The organism is Acinetobacter sp. NIPH 1852, assembly GCF_022549455.1.
Classification (GTDB): domain Bacteria; phylum Pseudomonadota; class Gammaproteobacteria; order Pseudomonadales; family Moraxellaceae; genus Acinetobacter.
Genome location: NZ_JAKZGG010000015.1, coordinates 68,966 through 83,225 on the forward strand (window position 1 = coordinate 68,966; position 14,260 = coordinate 83,225).

Annotated in this window: 15 protein-coding genes; 2 read left to right on the top strand and 13 right to left on the bottom strand. The window is 41.9% G+C overall.

Translation table 11 applies throughout. The features are described from left to right. Window positions 1-44: 44 nt before the first annotated feature. Genes MMO38_RS12485 through MMO38_RS12495 form a run of 3 tightly spaced genes read right to left on the bottom strand, consistent with a single transcriptional unit; the run spans window position 45 to window position 2,815 of the window. A complete protein-coding gene (locus MMO38_RS12485; protein WP_005194535.1) occupies window positions 45-404 on the bottom strand; it encodes a RidA family protein in 360 nt (119 codons plus the stop codon). Window positions 405-430: 26 nt separating this feature from the next. Next, a complete protein-coding gene (gene alr, locus MMO38_RS12490) occupies window positions 431-1,534 on the bottom strand; it encodes an alanine racemase (protein WP_241323739.1) in 1,104 nt (367 codons plus the stop codon). Window positions 1,535-1,558: 24 nt separating this feature from the next. Continuing rightward, a complete protein-coding gene (locus tag MMO38_RS12495; RefSeq protein WP_241323740.1) occupies window positions 1,559-2,815 on the bottom strand; it encodes a D-amino acid dehydrogenase in 1,257 nt (418 codons plus the stop codon). Window positions 2,816-2,952: 137 nt separating this feature from the next. Between MMO38_RS12495 and MMO38_RS12500 the strand changes: the two genes are divergently transcribed. Beyond that, window positions 2,953-3,423 carry an Lrp/AsnC ligand binding domain-containing protein gene (locus MMO38_RS12500; RefSeq protein WP_004668012.1) on the top strand — a complete coding sequence of 157 codons (471 nt, stop codon included), beginning with the start codon at window positions 2,953-2,955 and terminating at the stop codon, window positions 3,421-3,423. Window positions 3,424-3,500: 77 nt separating this feature from the next. Here the strand turns inward: MMO38_RS12500 and MMO38_RS12505 are convergent, their stop codons facing one another. Next, window positions 3,501-4,649 (bottom strand): heparan-alpha-glucosaminide N-acetyltransferase domain-containing protein, encoded by a 1,149-nt coding sequence (locus MMO38_RS12505; protein ID WP_241323741.1) that lies wholly within the window; start codon window positions 4,647-4,649, stop codon window positions 3,501-3,503. 79 nt (window positions 4,650-4,728) lie between these two features. On the opposite strand from MMO38_RS12505, the gene MMO38_RS12510 reads away from it, so the two are divergent. Beyond that, the gene (locus MMO38_RS12510) at window positions 4,729-6,819 is read left to right on the top strand and encodes a TonB-dependent siderophore receptor (protein ID WP_241323742.1); all 2,091 of its coding nucleotides are present in this window, start codon (window positions 4,729-4,731) and stop codon (window positions 6,817-6,819) included. Between the two features lie 51 nt (window positions 6,820-6,870). Here MMO38_RS12510 and MMO38_RS12515 read toward each other — a convergent pair whose 3' ends face one another. The 9 genes from MMO38_RS12515 to MMO38_RS12555 all read right to left on the bottom strand — a co-directional run bounded on the left by MMO38_RS12515 (window position 6,871) and on the right by MMO38_RS12555 (window position 14,031). Next, window positions 6,871-7,239, bottom strand: coding sequence for a ribonuclease E inhibitor RraB (locus tag MMO38_RS12515; protein ID WP_004668009.1), 369 nt, complete (start codon window positions 7,237-7,239; stop codon window positions 6,871-6,873). A gap of 126 nt (window positions 7,240-7,365) precedes the next feature. Continuing rightward, window positions 7,366-7,851 carry a GNAT family N-acetyltransferase gene (locus MMO38_RS12520; RefSeq protein WP_241323743.1) on the bottom strand — a complete coding sequence of 162 codons (486 nt, stop codon included), beginning with the start codon at window positions 7,849-7,851 and terminating at the stop codon, window positions 7,366-7,368. Window positions 7,852-7,870: 19 nt separating this feature from the next. After that, window positions 7,871-8,536 (bottom strand): pseudouridine synthase, encoded by a 666-nt coding sequence (locus MMO38_RS12525; RefSeq protein WP_241323744.1) that lies wholly within the window; start codon window positions 8,534-8,536, stop codon window positions 7,871-7,873. 132 nt (window positions 8,537-8,668) lie between these two features. Beyond that, window positions 8,669-9,460 carry a dihydrodipicolinate reductase C-terminal domain-containing protein gene (locus tag MMO38_RS12530; RefSeq protein WP_004668005.1) on the bottom strand — a complete coding sequence of 264 codons (792 nt, stop codon included), beginning with the start codon at window positions 9,458-9,460 and terminating at the stop codon, window positions 8,669-8,671. Between the two features lie 752 nt (window positions 9,461-10,212). After that, entirely contained in the window at window positions 10,213-11,100 is an 888-nt protein-coding gene (locus MMO38_RS12535; protein ID WP_241323745.1) for a DMT family transporter, read from the bottom strand. A 165-nt stretch (window positions 11,101-11,265) separates the two neighbouring features. Beyond that, window positions 11,266-12,228 carry a carbon-nitrogen hydrolase family protein gene (locus MMO38_RS12540; protein WP_241323750.1) on the bottom strand — a complete coding sequence of 321 codons (963 nt, stop codon included), beginning with the start codon at window positions 12,226-12,228 and terminating at the stop codon, window positions 11,266-11,268. 147 nt (window positions 12,229-12,375) lie between these two features. Then, the gene (locus MMO38_RS12545) at window positions 12,376-12,951 is read right to left on the bottom strand and encodes a DUF4126 domain-containing protein (RefSeq protein ID WP_241323746.1); all 576 of its coding nucleotides are present in this window, start codon (window positions 12,949-12,951) and stop codon (window positions 12,376-12,378) included. Window positions 12,952-13,075: 124 nt separating this feature from the next. Then, window positions 13,076-13,219 carry a zinc ribbon-containing protein gene (locus MMO38_RS12550; protein WP_153569164.1) on the bottom strand — a complete coding sequence of 48 codons (144 nt, stop codon included), beginning with the start codon at window positions 13,217-13,219 and terminating at the stop codon, window positions 13,076-13,078. 503 nt (window positions 13,220-13,722) lie between these two features. Next, window positions 13,723-14,031, bottom strand: coding sequence for a hypothetical protein (locus MMO38_RS12555; protein WP_241323747.1), 309 nt, complete (start codon window positions 14,029-14,031; stop codon window positions 13,723-13,725). Between the last annotated feature and the right edge of the window lie 229 nt (window positions 14,032-14,260).

The following is a 14,260-nucleotide window of genomic DNA, read 5'->3' on the forward strand; positions in this document are numbered from 1 at the left end:
TCATCTTTTTTAATATTATTTAAGCAAAATGATCACTGTTTGCTTTATTTTTGTGCTGCAATCACTGCAATTTCAATCAGCCAGTTCGGATTGACCAAATCGGCTTGAATCGTGGCACGCGACGGTGCGACACAACCTTTTAACCAATCCACATAGATCGCATTGACCGTTGGAAAATCTGAGAGATCTTTTAAAAACAGTTGAACCGACAATAAACGTGATTTATCGGTATTTGCCGAAGCCAAGAGCTGCTCAATCGTCGCCAGAATATCTCGAGTTTGTCCTTCAATATCGAGGTCTGGATTTTTAGGCACTTGTCCTGATAAATACACCACCTTGTTAAAAACAGTGACGGCACTCATGACTTCGGTTGAGTTGATTTTCTGAATATCAGAATGTGACATGATGATTTCCTTCCTCTTATTAGATATTAGTCTTGATTGATGAATGTGACACGGGCAGTTACACCACACATCAGCTCATAGCCAACTGTGCCTGAGGCTGCTGCAACATCATCAATGGATAAAATACTTCCTGTTGTTGATCTACCCCAAAGCACAACTTCACTGCCAATCACAGCATTTGGAATGGGCGTTAAATCGACAGCCAACATATCCATGCTGACTCGACCAATGGTGCGGGTACGAATGCCATCCACTAAAATAGGTGTGCCTGTCGGTGAAATACGTTGATAACCATCAGCATAACCACAGGCGACGATGCCTATGCTCATTGGCTGTTCTGCGACAAAACTAGAGCCATAACCGACGCTTTGATGGGCATTTAATTGTTGTATTGCAATAATTTCACTGCGCAGACTCATGCTTGGGGCGAGTCCCCAATCTTGAATCGTGTGTTTTGGATAATCAGGCGAACTGCCGTAAAGCATAATGCCAGCACGGACATAATCAGATTGCAGTTGAGTGGAGTATCTGAGGATGGCGGCACTATTGCTGATCGATCTTTCACCGGGCAAATCTTGAATATTGCTCTCAAATTCGGTCAGTTGATAATCCACCCCGACTTGACCGAATCGCTCTCCATCCGCATCAGAAAAATGCATCATATGGGTGACTTTTGCGACATTACTCAGACGCTGAAGATGTCGCCAAACTTGACGATATTGTTGTGGCTTGAAGCCTAAACGATTCATCCCACTATTCATTTTCAGAAAGATATCAAACTGCGCAGGATAGATATGCTGTTGCAACCATTCCAGCTGTTGCTCACTATGCACCGTGAAACTGAGTTGATATTGCGCGCAGTCAAACAAGTCTTGGGGTGAAAAAATGCCTTCAAGCAACAGAATCGGTCCTGACCACCCCAATGCGCGTAAACGTTTGGCTTCATCAATATCGAGTAAGGCGAAGCCATCCGCTGTTTTAAAAGCGTCATAGACACGTTCGATCCCATGTCCGTAAGCGTTGGCTTTCACCACAGCAAAGACCTTGCTATTCGGCGTAGATTGCCGAACACGCTCAAGATTTTGGCGTAATGCTTGACTGTGAATCACCGCAGTTATTGGACGAGGCATGATTAACTTCCTTGTAAACTCAACTTATGCCGCGTGTGAATAACGCTGAATCGACAAACCATCGGTACTAATCTCGGTACGATGATTCATAACCAAATCGCTGATCAACTTGCCCGAACCACAAGCCATGGTCCAACCTAGCGTGCCATGCCCTGTATTCAAGAATAGGTTCTTATATTTGGTCGCACCAATGATCGGGGTACTGTCTGGGGTCATCGGACGTAAACCCGTCCAGAATGATGCCTGTTCTAAGTCTCCACCGGGAAATAGATCTCGTGTCACCATTTCTAAAGTGCCACGGCGGTCTTCATTCAAGCCCAGATTAAAACCGCTTAACTCAGCCATACCACCGACACGAATCCGTTGATCAAATCGCGTCAGCGCAACTTTATAGGTTTCATCCAATACAGTTGATTGTGGCGCAAGGCTAGGATCAACAATCGGCACGGTGAGTGAATAACCTTTCACTGGATAAACAGGTAAATTCAGTTCAAGTGGTTTCAGGAAATCACGTGAATAACTGCCAAAGGCCAGCACAAAACGGTCTGCAGTCAGGATTTCACCATTGACCATCACGCCTTTGATCTGATCGCCTTCAACAATCAGTTTTTCCACATTTTGATCAAATTTGAATTCGACACCCAAGTCTTGGGCGATTTTTGCCAAAGCATTGGTAAAGAGGTAGCAATCGCCTGTTTCATCATTCGGCAAATGCAAACCACCCACCAGTTTATCGCTATGCGCTAATGCAGGCTCAACACTGCCCAGTTGTTCAGCATTGAGCAAATTGAAGTCCACACCACATTCTTTTAACACTTGAATATCACGTTGTACCGCTTCAAGTTGTGCCTCATTGCGAAACACTTGTAGTGTGCCCTTAGAGCGATTTTCATAATGAATACCTGTTTGCGCTCTGAGGTCACGTAAACAATCACGGCTATATTCAGCCACACGCATCATGCGTTCTTTGTTGACCGCATAACTTTGTGGATTACAGTTTTTTAGCATTTGTGCCATCCACTGTAGCTGCCACATACTACCGTCCACACTTATTGCAAGCGGTGCATGATGTTGGAACATCCACTTCACTGCTTTAAACGGAATACCGGGTGCAGCCCACGGTGTTGAGTAGCCCGGCGAGATTTGCCCTGCATTACCAAAACTCGTTTCTTGGGCAGGACCAGACTGACGATCAAGTACAGTCACTTCGGCACCTTGTTGCGCAAGGTAGTAAGCACTTGCCACACCAATAACACCACTTCCTAAAACGATAACGCGCATAATAGGTCCCTCTCGCCCACTAGTTTATTTAACTAGTATATTTTCGTATCAATAGTTTTTTTGACTGTTTTTATGCTTATAATCTAGGTAATTTAATCGATTTATCATGAAAAAATTAAAATAAAAGGAAATAATCTATGCGTACATTAGATCGTATTGATCGCCTGATTTTAGAGATTTTGCAGCGTGAAGGTCGTATTGCGATTAGTGAGCTGGCCTCACGTGTCAATTTATCGACCACGCCCTGCTCAGAGCGTGTGAAACGATTGGAGCGTGAAGGTGTGATCATGGGTTATTACGCTCGGCTCAACCCTGCGTATGTGGATCGCAGCTTATTGGTATTTTTAGAAATTAAGCTATCTGCCAAATCAGGCGATGTATTTGATCAGGTCGCGAGAGATCTGGTCGATATTCCCGAAGTATTAGAATGTCATTTGATTTCAGGTGAGTTTGACTATTTAGTCAAAGCACGACTCAAAGAAATGAGTGCTTATCGACGCTTATTGGGTGACTTATTGAAAAAACTACCCGCATCTGCATCGTCACATAGTTATGTGGTGATGGAGGAAGTAAAAGAATCTTTATACTTAGATATGAGTAGGAGCTGACGTTCACGTCGTTTACGACAGCCCTGATACAAAGCGTATCCAATCGGACACGCTTTAGAGATACAGATATTTCACGATTAAAAATATTTTAAAATCGCGATGTGTTTATTTTGATGTTTGAATGTTGAAAACCACTTCACCACAGGATAAAGCGCAAAAGACAATCCAATCGAAATCAGCCACAGCATCCATACATGCGCAACCGAAAGATACTCGCCTTGATTGACACCCCAAATACTTACCGCAAGCACATAGAGCAACTTCAACACATACAAATGCAGTAGATAAAAGAACATCGGCACTGAACCAAACACCACCAACGGTTTAAACCATTGGCGTTGTTGCCAACGATCAAATACCACCAAAAGGATTAGCCCCACACCGACATTCCACAAAAGGAAAAGTAATGAGGGTGGATATTTCGTCAGATTAAAAAAGCTCATGATACTGAGTTGTAAAGTATCAAAATGCTGCCAAGGCTGATCACCATAGACATTGATCAAACGCAGTAAAATAAACAATCCGAGACTGATCAAGCCGATGCCCAATAAATACTGATTTCTTTGTTTGGCGGTGTATTTTTGACTAAAGAAATGTCCCAAGGCATAGCCCAATAAAATCACGCCAATCCACGGTAAAATTGGATATGAAGTACGTAATTTGATTCCTGCAAACTCGATCCAACCACGCTCATGCAAAACCAGCCACAATGTCTGCATTACAGTTCCTTCGGAGAAATGCACGCTGTCCAAAAGATTATGCCCAAAAATAATCACAAATGCGCTCAGTACAATCACAGGTAAGGGCAAACTAACACACGCCGCCAAGACCACCATACTGATCCCGATCGCCCAAATCACTTGTAAATAAATCACGTCAGGTGGGAATGTTGCGGTCCAAGCAAAATTGACCAACGTCAACTCAAGTGCAATTAAAAACAGACCACGCTTTAATAAAAAAGCCCGTGTTTGTTGCAAACTTTGTGTTTTTGAATAAAACAGAAAAGCTGAAATACCCGTTAACAATACAAAAATAGGCGCACAAAGATGTGCCAATACACGACTGCCAAATAAAGCGGGTTCAGTCGCAGATACATCCATTGGATCTGGTACTTGTTTATGCAGATAGAAAGTTTCTCTGACATGATCGAGCAACATGATCAGAATAACCAAACCTCGCAATGCGTCAATCGACTGTAACCGTTGGCTCGTTTTCACTAAGGACATAACAAAAAAAGATTTAAAAATTAATGTAATGTTATACTATTACAAAATACTCCTTTTGTCTTTCTTTGGTTGATGATTTATGCAACGCACACTTGGATTTTGGTCTTGCTTGGGGCTTGGTCTTTTCTCTACAACAACATGGGCAGATGACCCGACCACGGTACTTGAAACCATCCGTATTCAAGCGGATACATCTCAACAGGATATCCAGCAAAACAGTAGCGCAAGCAAATTCTCCCACGATGTTCTCGATATCCCCTTTAACCGCTCTTTTATCTCTCAACAAGTGATCGAGCAACAAGATGTGCAACGCATTGACGATGCCTTAACCTTGGTCAGTGGTGTGTTTCATCAAAATAACTATGGCGGCGGATTTTGGGATAATTATTCCTTTCGCGGTTTTAGTAGCGATCCCAATCTCGGTGCTGCAACCATTCGTAATGGTTTAAGCGTGAATCGTGGGGTCAGCGCACCCAAAGATATGGTCAATATCGAATCACTGGATTTTCTAAAAGGACCGATGGCTGCACTGTATGGGCGTGGAGAAACAGGCGGGCTACTCAATATCAATAGTAAAAAACCACAGTGGCAAAGCGAGAGCGAAATTCATCTTCGTGCCAATAGCCAAGAGCAATACCGCATCAGCCTCGAACACACTGCGCCAATCAATGATGCACTGGCTTATCGTTTTGCTGTTGCTCATGAAGACAATCAAAGCTTCCGTGATCATGTCAGTAGCGAACGTTGGTTCTTTTCACCACAACTGACTTGGAAAATTTCAGACCAAACCCAACTCGATTTTGACAGTGAATTTACCCAACATTTGGGCACCTTTGACCGTGGCATCAGCACAGTTCAGAAACAATTTGTGATGAATCCGAAAACCTTCACTGGTGAACCCAGTGATGGCGATATGCGCGTCAAAGACCATTTTTATCAATTGCGTTTAAGCCATGAATTTAATGATGCATGGAAACTCAACAGTGCACTCAGTTATAAAGATGCGCAAATGGTTGGTTTCTCAACTGAACCACGGCGTATGCAAGCCGATGCTCGAACATTGGAACGCCAACGTCGTTATCGTGATTATCAAAGCGAAGATGTACTGGCACAAACCGAACTGCTGGGAAAATTAGACAGCACATGGGCACGTCATGAAGTTGTTGTTTCAACAGAATTGGGACAATTGGACTATCGTCAATATCAATTACGTCGCAATCATAGTGCTGACCGCCCCAATACCACTGATATTTATCAGCCAAATTATGGACAGTACTCACCAAGCTTAGCGCCATTTACAGATACCGATGAGCGACAACGTTATTTTGCGCTCAACCTACAAGATCAGATGTTCTTCAATGATCAATGGAGCGTCTTAGTCGGGACTCGCTTTGATCGAGTCGAACAAAACTTTGAAAATCATCTGGGGCAAACACAGCACAAGCAAAGTCTTAACCAAGCCAGTCCACGCTTCGGTGTCAATTTCAAAGCATCGGATCAATGGTCGTTTTATAGTAATTATGGGCGCTCATTTGCGATGAACAGTGGGATGGATCGCAATGGTGAAAACTTTGCTCCTGAAAAAGGTCAAAGCTATGAAATCGGCAGTAAATATAAGATCAATGACCACAGCTTGCTTAGTCTCGCATTATTCAAAATGCAAAAGCAGAACGTACTGACCACAGATCCGATCGACAATGGTTTTCAAACCGCTGCGGGTGAAGTCAGCAGCCAAGGTATTGAATTGGATCTCAACAGTCAATTCACGGATCGCTGGTCACTCAATACCAACTATAGCTATACCGATGCCAAGATCGAAAAAGACCAAGACTTAGCAAAAGGGGCACGCCTCAGCAATGTGCCTAAACACCAAGGCTCTATCAGTACCAATTATGAATTTTTACAACAAGATGCGAGAACAGCAGGTGTAGGTGCCAACCTCACTTATGTCGGTGAGCGTAGTGGTCATAATCTTGATAATGGTTTTAATCTGCCAAGCTACACACTGGTTAATTTAAATGCCTATTACGCACCGTCTGATCGCTTACGCTATCAATTCAACCTGAATAATCTGTTTGATAAAACCTATTATGTTTCGAGTTATAGTGATTTATGGGTTCAGCCAGGTGAACCTTTGAATGCCTCAGTGTCAGCTCAATTCAAATTCTAATCAATATGACTCAGCCCGTATCAAGCGAGCTGAGTCATATTTTATCCATGATTATTCATCTTCTTCATCATAGATGTAACTCATACAGCCCCAACCATCATACTCACCCTCAAACTCTTGGGCGATACGAGTCATCCACTCTTCCAAATCTACAATATCTTCATGTTCAAGCATCATATTGACATGAATATTCAGCACCCACATATCCGAACCGTCTGAGTGCAATTCTTCTTGAAACATTGAGATTTTTTGCTCTTGATGTAAAAGATGCAAAGCACATTTTTCAATTTGTTCTTGTTTCTCAAAAACAATCGAAAACTCCACCTCATGGGGTTCGCTCAGGTCGTTGCCATCTTCAAACATTTGCCATAGCACATTGCCGTTGTCGTCATCGGGAAATTGTTCAGGGTCGCGTGTCATAAGAATATCCTTTGTTATGTATTTGACTTGATCGTTTGGCTATAGATTAAACCATTTTTATGTCAGTTTTTAGACGCATTAATATAATTATTGTAGCCAGAACTTGAGCCAAATCATCGCTGTGAATTATCGCGCAAGGTGATTAAATTCGATTGAAAGCACCACTTGATCAAGACACCGAATGCCATTTTCAAAAATAGGTTCAGGATAGTTTTTAAAAGCATCGCGCTCGATACGCGACATGCGAAAACCGCATTTCTGATACAGCCCGAGTTGATTTAGACTCGAACTCCCCGTTTTCACCCATAAAGTTTGCACTGCCAATGGCGCGACATATTCAATCGCAGATTGAATTAAAGCCTTCGCCAAACCCTGCCCTTGCATCCTTTGATCTACTGCGAGATTTCGAATCTCCGCCTCATGGTCATTTTGAGTTAGACACAGTTGCGCAATGATATGATTCTGCTCATCAACAATCACAAAGATATTTGCTTGCCCTAGATAAGTCGAGATTTGCGCCCAATCGGGATCAGCTTCCAATAACAACAACTTTAATTGGGCTTGTTGTTGTTCGGATAATGCGACCCACGATGTATGCTGAATTGAAACCATCGTCTCACCCTTTTATTTTTTAGAATTTTACCTCAGCATGAATCTCAACATTTTGCATATTTAAGGGATGTTGAAATGCGAGATAAGCGGCATGCAAAGCCATCCGTTTTAAATGAAACTTGGCAGGTTCAGGATGATAGAGTTTATCCCCCATAATCGGATGCCCAATATGCATCATATGGACCCGAAGTTGATGCGAACGTCCTGTCACAGGCTCTAAACGCACACGGCTTTGATCCATTTCCGCATCATAGTGCAACGATTGAAATAAGGTTTTGGCAGCCTTCCCTATTTCAAAATGCACCATCTGACGTGGGCGATTTTCCCAATCGGTAATCAATGGAACCTCGACACTGCCCTCAGCCTGAATCTGCCCCTGCACCAAAGCCACATAATATTTTTTGACGGTTCGTGCCTGAAACATTTTACTAACTGCAACCTCGGCATCACGATGCTTAGCAAACATCAACAAACCAGAGGTCGCCATATCCAGACGATGGGTGACTTTGGCGGTCGGATATTTTTCCAAAACACGTAAATAGGCACTATCTTGATGTTCAGGTAAACGCCCCATCACCGACAATAGCCCCGCAGGCTTATTCACCACCAACAAGTCTTCATCTTCATACAAGATTTCTAACGGATCTTGCGGTGGCATATAAACAAAGTTGTCATTTAGAGGCATAAGGGCGCAATGGGCTAACAAATATCAGCGCAAATCATAAAGAAATTCCCATCATTCGGCAAAAGCATTTTGGCGGGGTCACAATGATAATAGAAGGTGTTCCACGTGAAACAAGCTCAGCTAATCCTCTGCTCAAGAACGCGTTGGCTGTATGTGCATACTGCTATCGGACTCATCCAATTTAAAAAATGGCAATAACAGCGCTTCCATACTATAAAAACCTTTAGGCTTATCTTTTAGGTTTTCGATGGCAAATAAGATGCCATTACCAAACGCTTCACGGGTAATTGACTCATGTTTGAGTCGAACGGTTTGAAATGGAAAACCAAATAAGATTTCATGCACCCCCACAATCCCGCCAGCCCGTACTGATTTAATCGTGTCTTCAGACAGCCCTAACTCACGTGTAATCACTTTGGCTGTGCCTGACACCTCAGATTTGGCTTTAAAGTGTTCTTCAATGACATCAATATCGGTATAAGGGGCGATATTTTTTAAAATCTTGGCGGCAAGAATCAGGAAGTTGATACCGATCGTAATATTCGGTGAATGCAAGACACAGGTGCTTTCAGCAAGCTGATGGAGCTGATTGATGCGAGCATCGGGATACTGGGACACGGCACTGACAATGGTAATGCCTCTTTTTGCCGCTTCTTCAGCGTAATAATCTAAGCCTTGTTCTGAGGAAAAATCGACAATCACATCGACTGGATAGCGATCGAGAAGTTCAACGATAGAATACTCATCTTTTGAATGGATAATGCCTGGATCATCGGCCTCAACCCCCAAAAATTCAGGAACAGATCGGTGCTCAAGCTGTTTAGACTGACGAATAACCCATTGTAAACTGGTCTTTTTTGACTCTAATAATACGGATGCAACTGCACGGCCTGTTTTACCAAAGCCCATGATACCCACTTTCATTTTAATTGTCCTTTTCTGCACTTAGGGGCTTCCAACTATCCCCCTATAAAGATCTATCAGATGCAAACCATCTCATAAATAAATAGTGTAAAAAATCTCCAGCCTGCCAAAGTTAGGCCCAAACTAACAACTCAACATAAGCCTGTCAATCAATGTACTTTCATACAAACCGAGACAATGAGAGCTAAATGATTGAAAATATTTAATTTATTAAAATGTCACATGATGTTTAGTCAGCGGCAAATTATTGACAATCAATCACTTAGATATGGTCATTGAGGAGGATGGGGAACTTTGCAGCGAGGAAAAGTGAGATGGTTTTTTTTCTTATTTATTGTTATTTCGCAGAATTTTTAAGGGTATCAAGGGAAAACATGTTGTTTACTTCAACACCTATGACTTTGTAAGTCACAACCTTTGCCTATAAACTTTTGATTTATAGCGTCCTAAGCCGAATCGAGACCTTTTGGGTAAGTACACACTTGCTTTGTAAGCTTCGGCGCATGCTACTCTTTTCGATCCCTTTCACACCCTTGAGACATAGTTTAGGGGGATCGCTGTGGGATTGTTTTCCTAAAAAATGGTATTTTCCGCCAATTTTGGAATAATTTTGCATATTTATTTTTATAATAAGAATTATTTACCATTATTGTGATTTAAACACAGTTAAAATTCTCTATAAATCATATTTAATCGAAATTTTAATCAAAAATAGACATGTAAAATTGATACGTTTCCAAGATAAACAGACACTACGCCCAAATCACCATAATTGCCGCCACAATAACTAACCACAATCCGAGATGATCTGTTCTTGCCAGTTTCTCTTTAAAGAAAAATGCTGAAATCAATAAGCTAAATAGAATTTCAACCTGTCCCAGCGTTTTAACAATCGCCACCGTCTGCATACTCATAGCACTGAACCAGCCCAATGAGGCAAGGAAGCTACAGACACTGACCTTAAATGTGAGCCCGAGTCGTTGCCACATGCTATACAAAGTTTTTCGACTAAACAGTCCGAGATACAACAGCATAATGATGCATTGAAAACTGATCAGACTGCACAGCACCCAAGCTGCACGATGTAGAAATGGCAACATGCCCAGTTCCAAACTGGCTTCACGCACCAACAATGAAGTAATCGCAAAGCATAAACCACTGCCTAAACCGATCATCAAAGTTCTGACTGATAATTGGGCCTGCTGATGACCTTTACTCAGGAGAAAAACCGCCACAGCGCCGATTGAAACGCCAATCCAGCCCCAAACGCTTAAATGTTCCTGTAAGAACAACACACCGACTAAAGCCGCCAAGATCGCTTCACTTTTGGCCAGTCCAACCCCAATCGCATAGTTTTTTTGTTGAAATAATTTGACCATCAATGCAGTCGCATAGATTTGGCTAATGCCTGCAATCACTACATAGAACCAAAATTTATTAGAAAAATGAACTTCAGTAGCAACAGGTTGGTGAAAATAGAGAAAAGCCAGATAACTGAAGGCAAAAATCGGAGCAAATAAGAACCGCGCTAATGTGGTTCCATACACATCAACAGTGGTGCTGAGCTGTTTTTGAAATGCATTGCGCCAAGCCTGCATAAATGCAGCCATGAGGGTGAACAAGATCCAAGTGATTGCCATAAGCTTGAGCGCAGAATCAAAATGTGAGTGTAATTTACTCGCTTCACTGTGATTTTTCGAGCATTAGTTTGGAAAAATCAGCTTGATTAATAAGGTTTCAATCACTTATTTTTAGGTGAAAGATCACCGATAGTACAGCGTTACTAAAAATTGAAGATCAGCATTTTACTGTTCATTTTGCCATGGAAACTTTTTAAAGCGATGTCGGAGTCGATACATTAAACCGCCATGAAGATTGCCCAGATGCCACGCCAATTTTGAAGTTACGGTCATATCTGGAATCCAGTAACGCGGCTGCACTTGATCCAAAGGCTGCGGCTCAGCGATTTCAACTTCTGCCGCAATATAGCCCTCACCATCCTCCAAACTCATCCGTGCCAATACCTTGCCTGATGAATCGCAGATTTGAGTCTCACCCACCATTTCAGTCAACCATTTCACATGCGGTAACAGAGGCATATCACTCATTACCTCCCCCACATGTGCGGCATGTACCACAGGTATGCCTGTCAAACGTGCCATTTGGGCAGGCAAAGCTTCACTTTGTTGTTTATAGATTTCATGTTCGTGTCGCATCCACTTGCCTAACACGCCATACCAGTTGATCGGCATGGAGTACCAACACATGCCGCCTAAAATCAGTTGTGCGCGCTGATCTCGAATGCGTTTGGCCGTACCGTAACGTGCCCACTCCCACCCTGAAACTAAAGCAACTTTGCATTTCAATGTGGTTGAATCGACAACGCCATCATCGACACCTCCACGATAAAAGTTTTGCTCCCATGCCGTTGGGATATCTTTGTCATGCAGATGATAGTCACCATTTGCCTCGACCAAGATATATGTGCCGTAAGCGTGTCCATCCCGAATTGCAACAAATCCACCAGTGATAACGACATTGAGCTGCATTGCTAATCGAATTAATAGTTGTAACGGCTCACCTTGTAATGGTTGTGGTGTCTGCAATGCCAGTGGTGAATAAACATTTGGGGAAGTCATGGACTCAGGCAGCACGATAACATCAGGTTGATGCTCCTGATATGCGGCTAAAATCAGTTGTTCAAGCTTTTTTAGATTTGTTTCGACTTGTCCAAGTTTTAATGCAGGTTGAATCGCCACAATTTTCATGAGAACCTTTTTTGTCGAAATATTCATCCAAAAATCTTAGCATCAAATCTTAAAAATACTGTGGCACTGCTCGATACATTTTCGGCTTATTTATCTAATACTCCAGCAATGACCATAAACTCTAGATTCATCGCACCATATATAAACTTACAATGAAGGGCTTATATTTTCTAGCTTGTTTGCCCGTACCCAACGTACAGTTACCACTACAAAAACAATCACCAATACCGTAATCGCCACAGGCATCACAAACGCTAAAACTGACAATAAAATTGAGCCAATCAATTCCCCTGTCGCCACCATAAAGTTACCGAGTCCGCCTGTGGTTGCCGTCGAGATTCCACGTGCTGCAACAGTACTCATTTGCACCACACCTGCTGTGCCGCCACCGACCATAATTGCGGCTGCCCAATTTGCAAACTGAGACATTTCTCCACTAATTACTGCCATCGTGGTCAGCGTTCCAGCAATCACTGCCGCAGGCGTTGCGACGGTATCCAATAAATTATCAACCCACGGTACATAGTATGCCGCGACTTCACAGATCGTCGCAAAGCCCAGTGCGACACAAACGGCGGGAATCGCCAGCCATTCAAAGCCTTTTGCGGGTTCATACCATCCCATTAAGGTCGCAATACTCATCACCAATAAAGGAACAAAAACACGAAAACCACAGGCGGCACTCAATCCTACGCCTATACAGAGTCCTAAAATTGTTTCCATGTTGGCTTTCCTTGTTTGCTGTATAGGATCGATCTATTTATTTCATATTTTAAGCCAACAAAAAAGCCCTATCGCGTGATAGGGCTTTTTTTAAAACAGTGGGTAACTGTTTGTTGTTTGCGGCTTAGGCATTCTTGCTGTTGAATTGATTGCCAAGGCATTTGGTACACGGAGGTAAACGATCAGTACCAATTTCTAAATAAACGCGATGTCCGCATTGGACACAAAAATAGAAACCAGTTCCGGGTCTTTCGCCAGCAGTCACCATCTTTGTTCTCCATAGATTTTAGAAATGGTACATATACTATAACTTGATAGTATTGATTATTTATTGACCTTTTTGACGAGAGGCAATGGCGGAAAGGTTAAATATGAAATGTGTAAGTTTTTTCTGCTTAATTTTAGGGATTTAACGGATTAGATATCTTCGTCATTTCCTCTAAATAAACTCATACATGAATAGGATGTTTCAGATCATAAAACTACAATAATAAGTTGATGCATCTTGATCGAGAGATACGACAGGAGTCATATCTAGCAATCAAATACGAAAAAGTACAACAGAATGTCGAGGGGGTTTATGATCATTTAAAATGACCGTTTTAAGTAAAAATTTAAATCAAGTGTTATCTAATCTTTTATTACTTAAAGGGGTATTTCCATTTTTTGTGGGGATAGAAGGAAATTTAACTCGACCAACCGCTTCTAAAATAGATTTTCTACATTGTGTTGCAAATCTGGCATTCTTATTATCCTTTAAATATTTAGCCACTAAAAAAAGATCAGGGGTAAAACTAATGCAGTCGAACTAACTAAGGCAGCAGAGCTACATTTATCAGTGAATGGATTAGGTCTTTCTTCTAGAGGAAGTAAGCGATAAGCATTTCCAAAAAGTACCGATTTAGCAGGTACTAAAACCTCTTCTCGTTGTAGATCTTCATGTATATTCAAAGATAATTGTCTCAACTTATCAATATTGATAGCCTTATTATCTTTTCCCTCAACCTCTCCAATTAGTCGCCCCTCTTCTGACTCAAAAACTGCATCAAATTCTGAATCAGCATCCTCATATTGAGACACAGAGAAGCCTAAAATTTTTAATGCATCTAATATTGCAAATTCTAAAGGTTTTCCTTTTTCAAATAATAAATTTCTTAATTTACTTAGCTGGTTTATTCTTTCTAAAACTTCTTCTTTTTCAGCAGATATTTTACTTAACCCGAATCGTGCTTAAGCCAATGATTCCATTACTCGAATGGTTGGCTTGTTTTGATGACATAATTGGTAAGCACATAAAGATGCATAAATT

Bases quoted from the DNA above. Each gene is read 5' to 3' on its own strand.
- MMO38_RS12510 (WP_241323742.1), top strand. From the start codon at position 4,729: ATGCAACGCACACTTGGATTTTGGTCTTGCTTGGGGCTTGGTCTTTTC.
- MMO38_RS12515 (WP_004668009.1), bottom strand. From the start codon at position 7,239: ATGACACGCGACCCTGAACAATTTCCCGATGACGACAACGGCAATGTG.
- MMO38_RS12500 (WP_004668012.1), top strand. From the start codon at position 2,953: ATGCGTACATTAGATCGTATTGATCGCCTGATTTTAGAGATTTTGCAG.
- MMO38_RS12485 (WP_005194535.1), bottom strand. From the start codon at position 404: ATGTCACATTCTGATATTCAGAAAATCAACTCAACCGAAGTCATGAGT.
- MMO38_RS12495 (WP_241323740.1), bottom strand. From the start codon at position 2,815: ATGCGCGTTATCGTTTTAGGAAGTGGTGTTATTGGTGTGGCAAGTGCT.
- MMO38_RS12520 (WP_241323743.1), bottom strand. From the start codon at position 7,851: ATGGTTTCAATTCAGCATACATCGTGGGTCGCATTATCCGAACAACAA.
- MMO38_RS12505 (WP_241323741.1), bottom strand. From the start codon at position 4,649: ATGTCCTTAGTGAAAACGAGCCAACGGTTACAGTCGATTGACGCATTG.
- MMO38_RS12530 (WP_004668005.1), bottom strand. From the start codon at position 9,460: ATGAAAGTGGGTATCATGGGCTTTGGTAAAACAGGCCGTGCAGTTGCA.
- alr (WP_241323739.1), bottom strand. From the start codon at position 1,534: ATGCCTCGTCCAATAACTGCGGTGATTCACAGTCAAGCATTACGCCAA.
- MMO38_RS12525 (WP_241323744.1), bottom strand. From the start codon at position 8,536: ATGCCTCTAAATGACAACTTTGTTTATATGCCACCGCAAGATCCGTTA.
- MMO38_RS12545 (WP_241323746.1), bottom strand. From the start codon at position 12,951: ATGGAAACAATTTTAGGACTCTGTATAGGCGTAGGATTGAGTGCCGCC.
- MMO38_RS12535 (WP_241323745.1), bottom strand. From the start codon at position 11,100: ATGGCAATCACTTGGATCTTGTTCACCCTCATGGCTGCATTTATGCAG.
- MMO38_RS12540 (WP_241323750.1), bottom strand. From the start codon at position 12,228: ATGAAAATTGTGGCGATTCAACCTGCATTAAAACTTGGACAAGTCGAA.
- MMO38_RS12550 (WP_153569164.1), bottom strand. From the start codon at position 13,219: ATGGTGACTGCTGGCGAAAGACCCGGAACTGGTTTCTATTTTTGTGTC.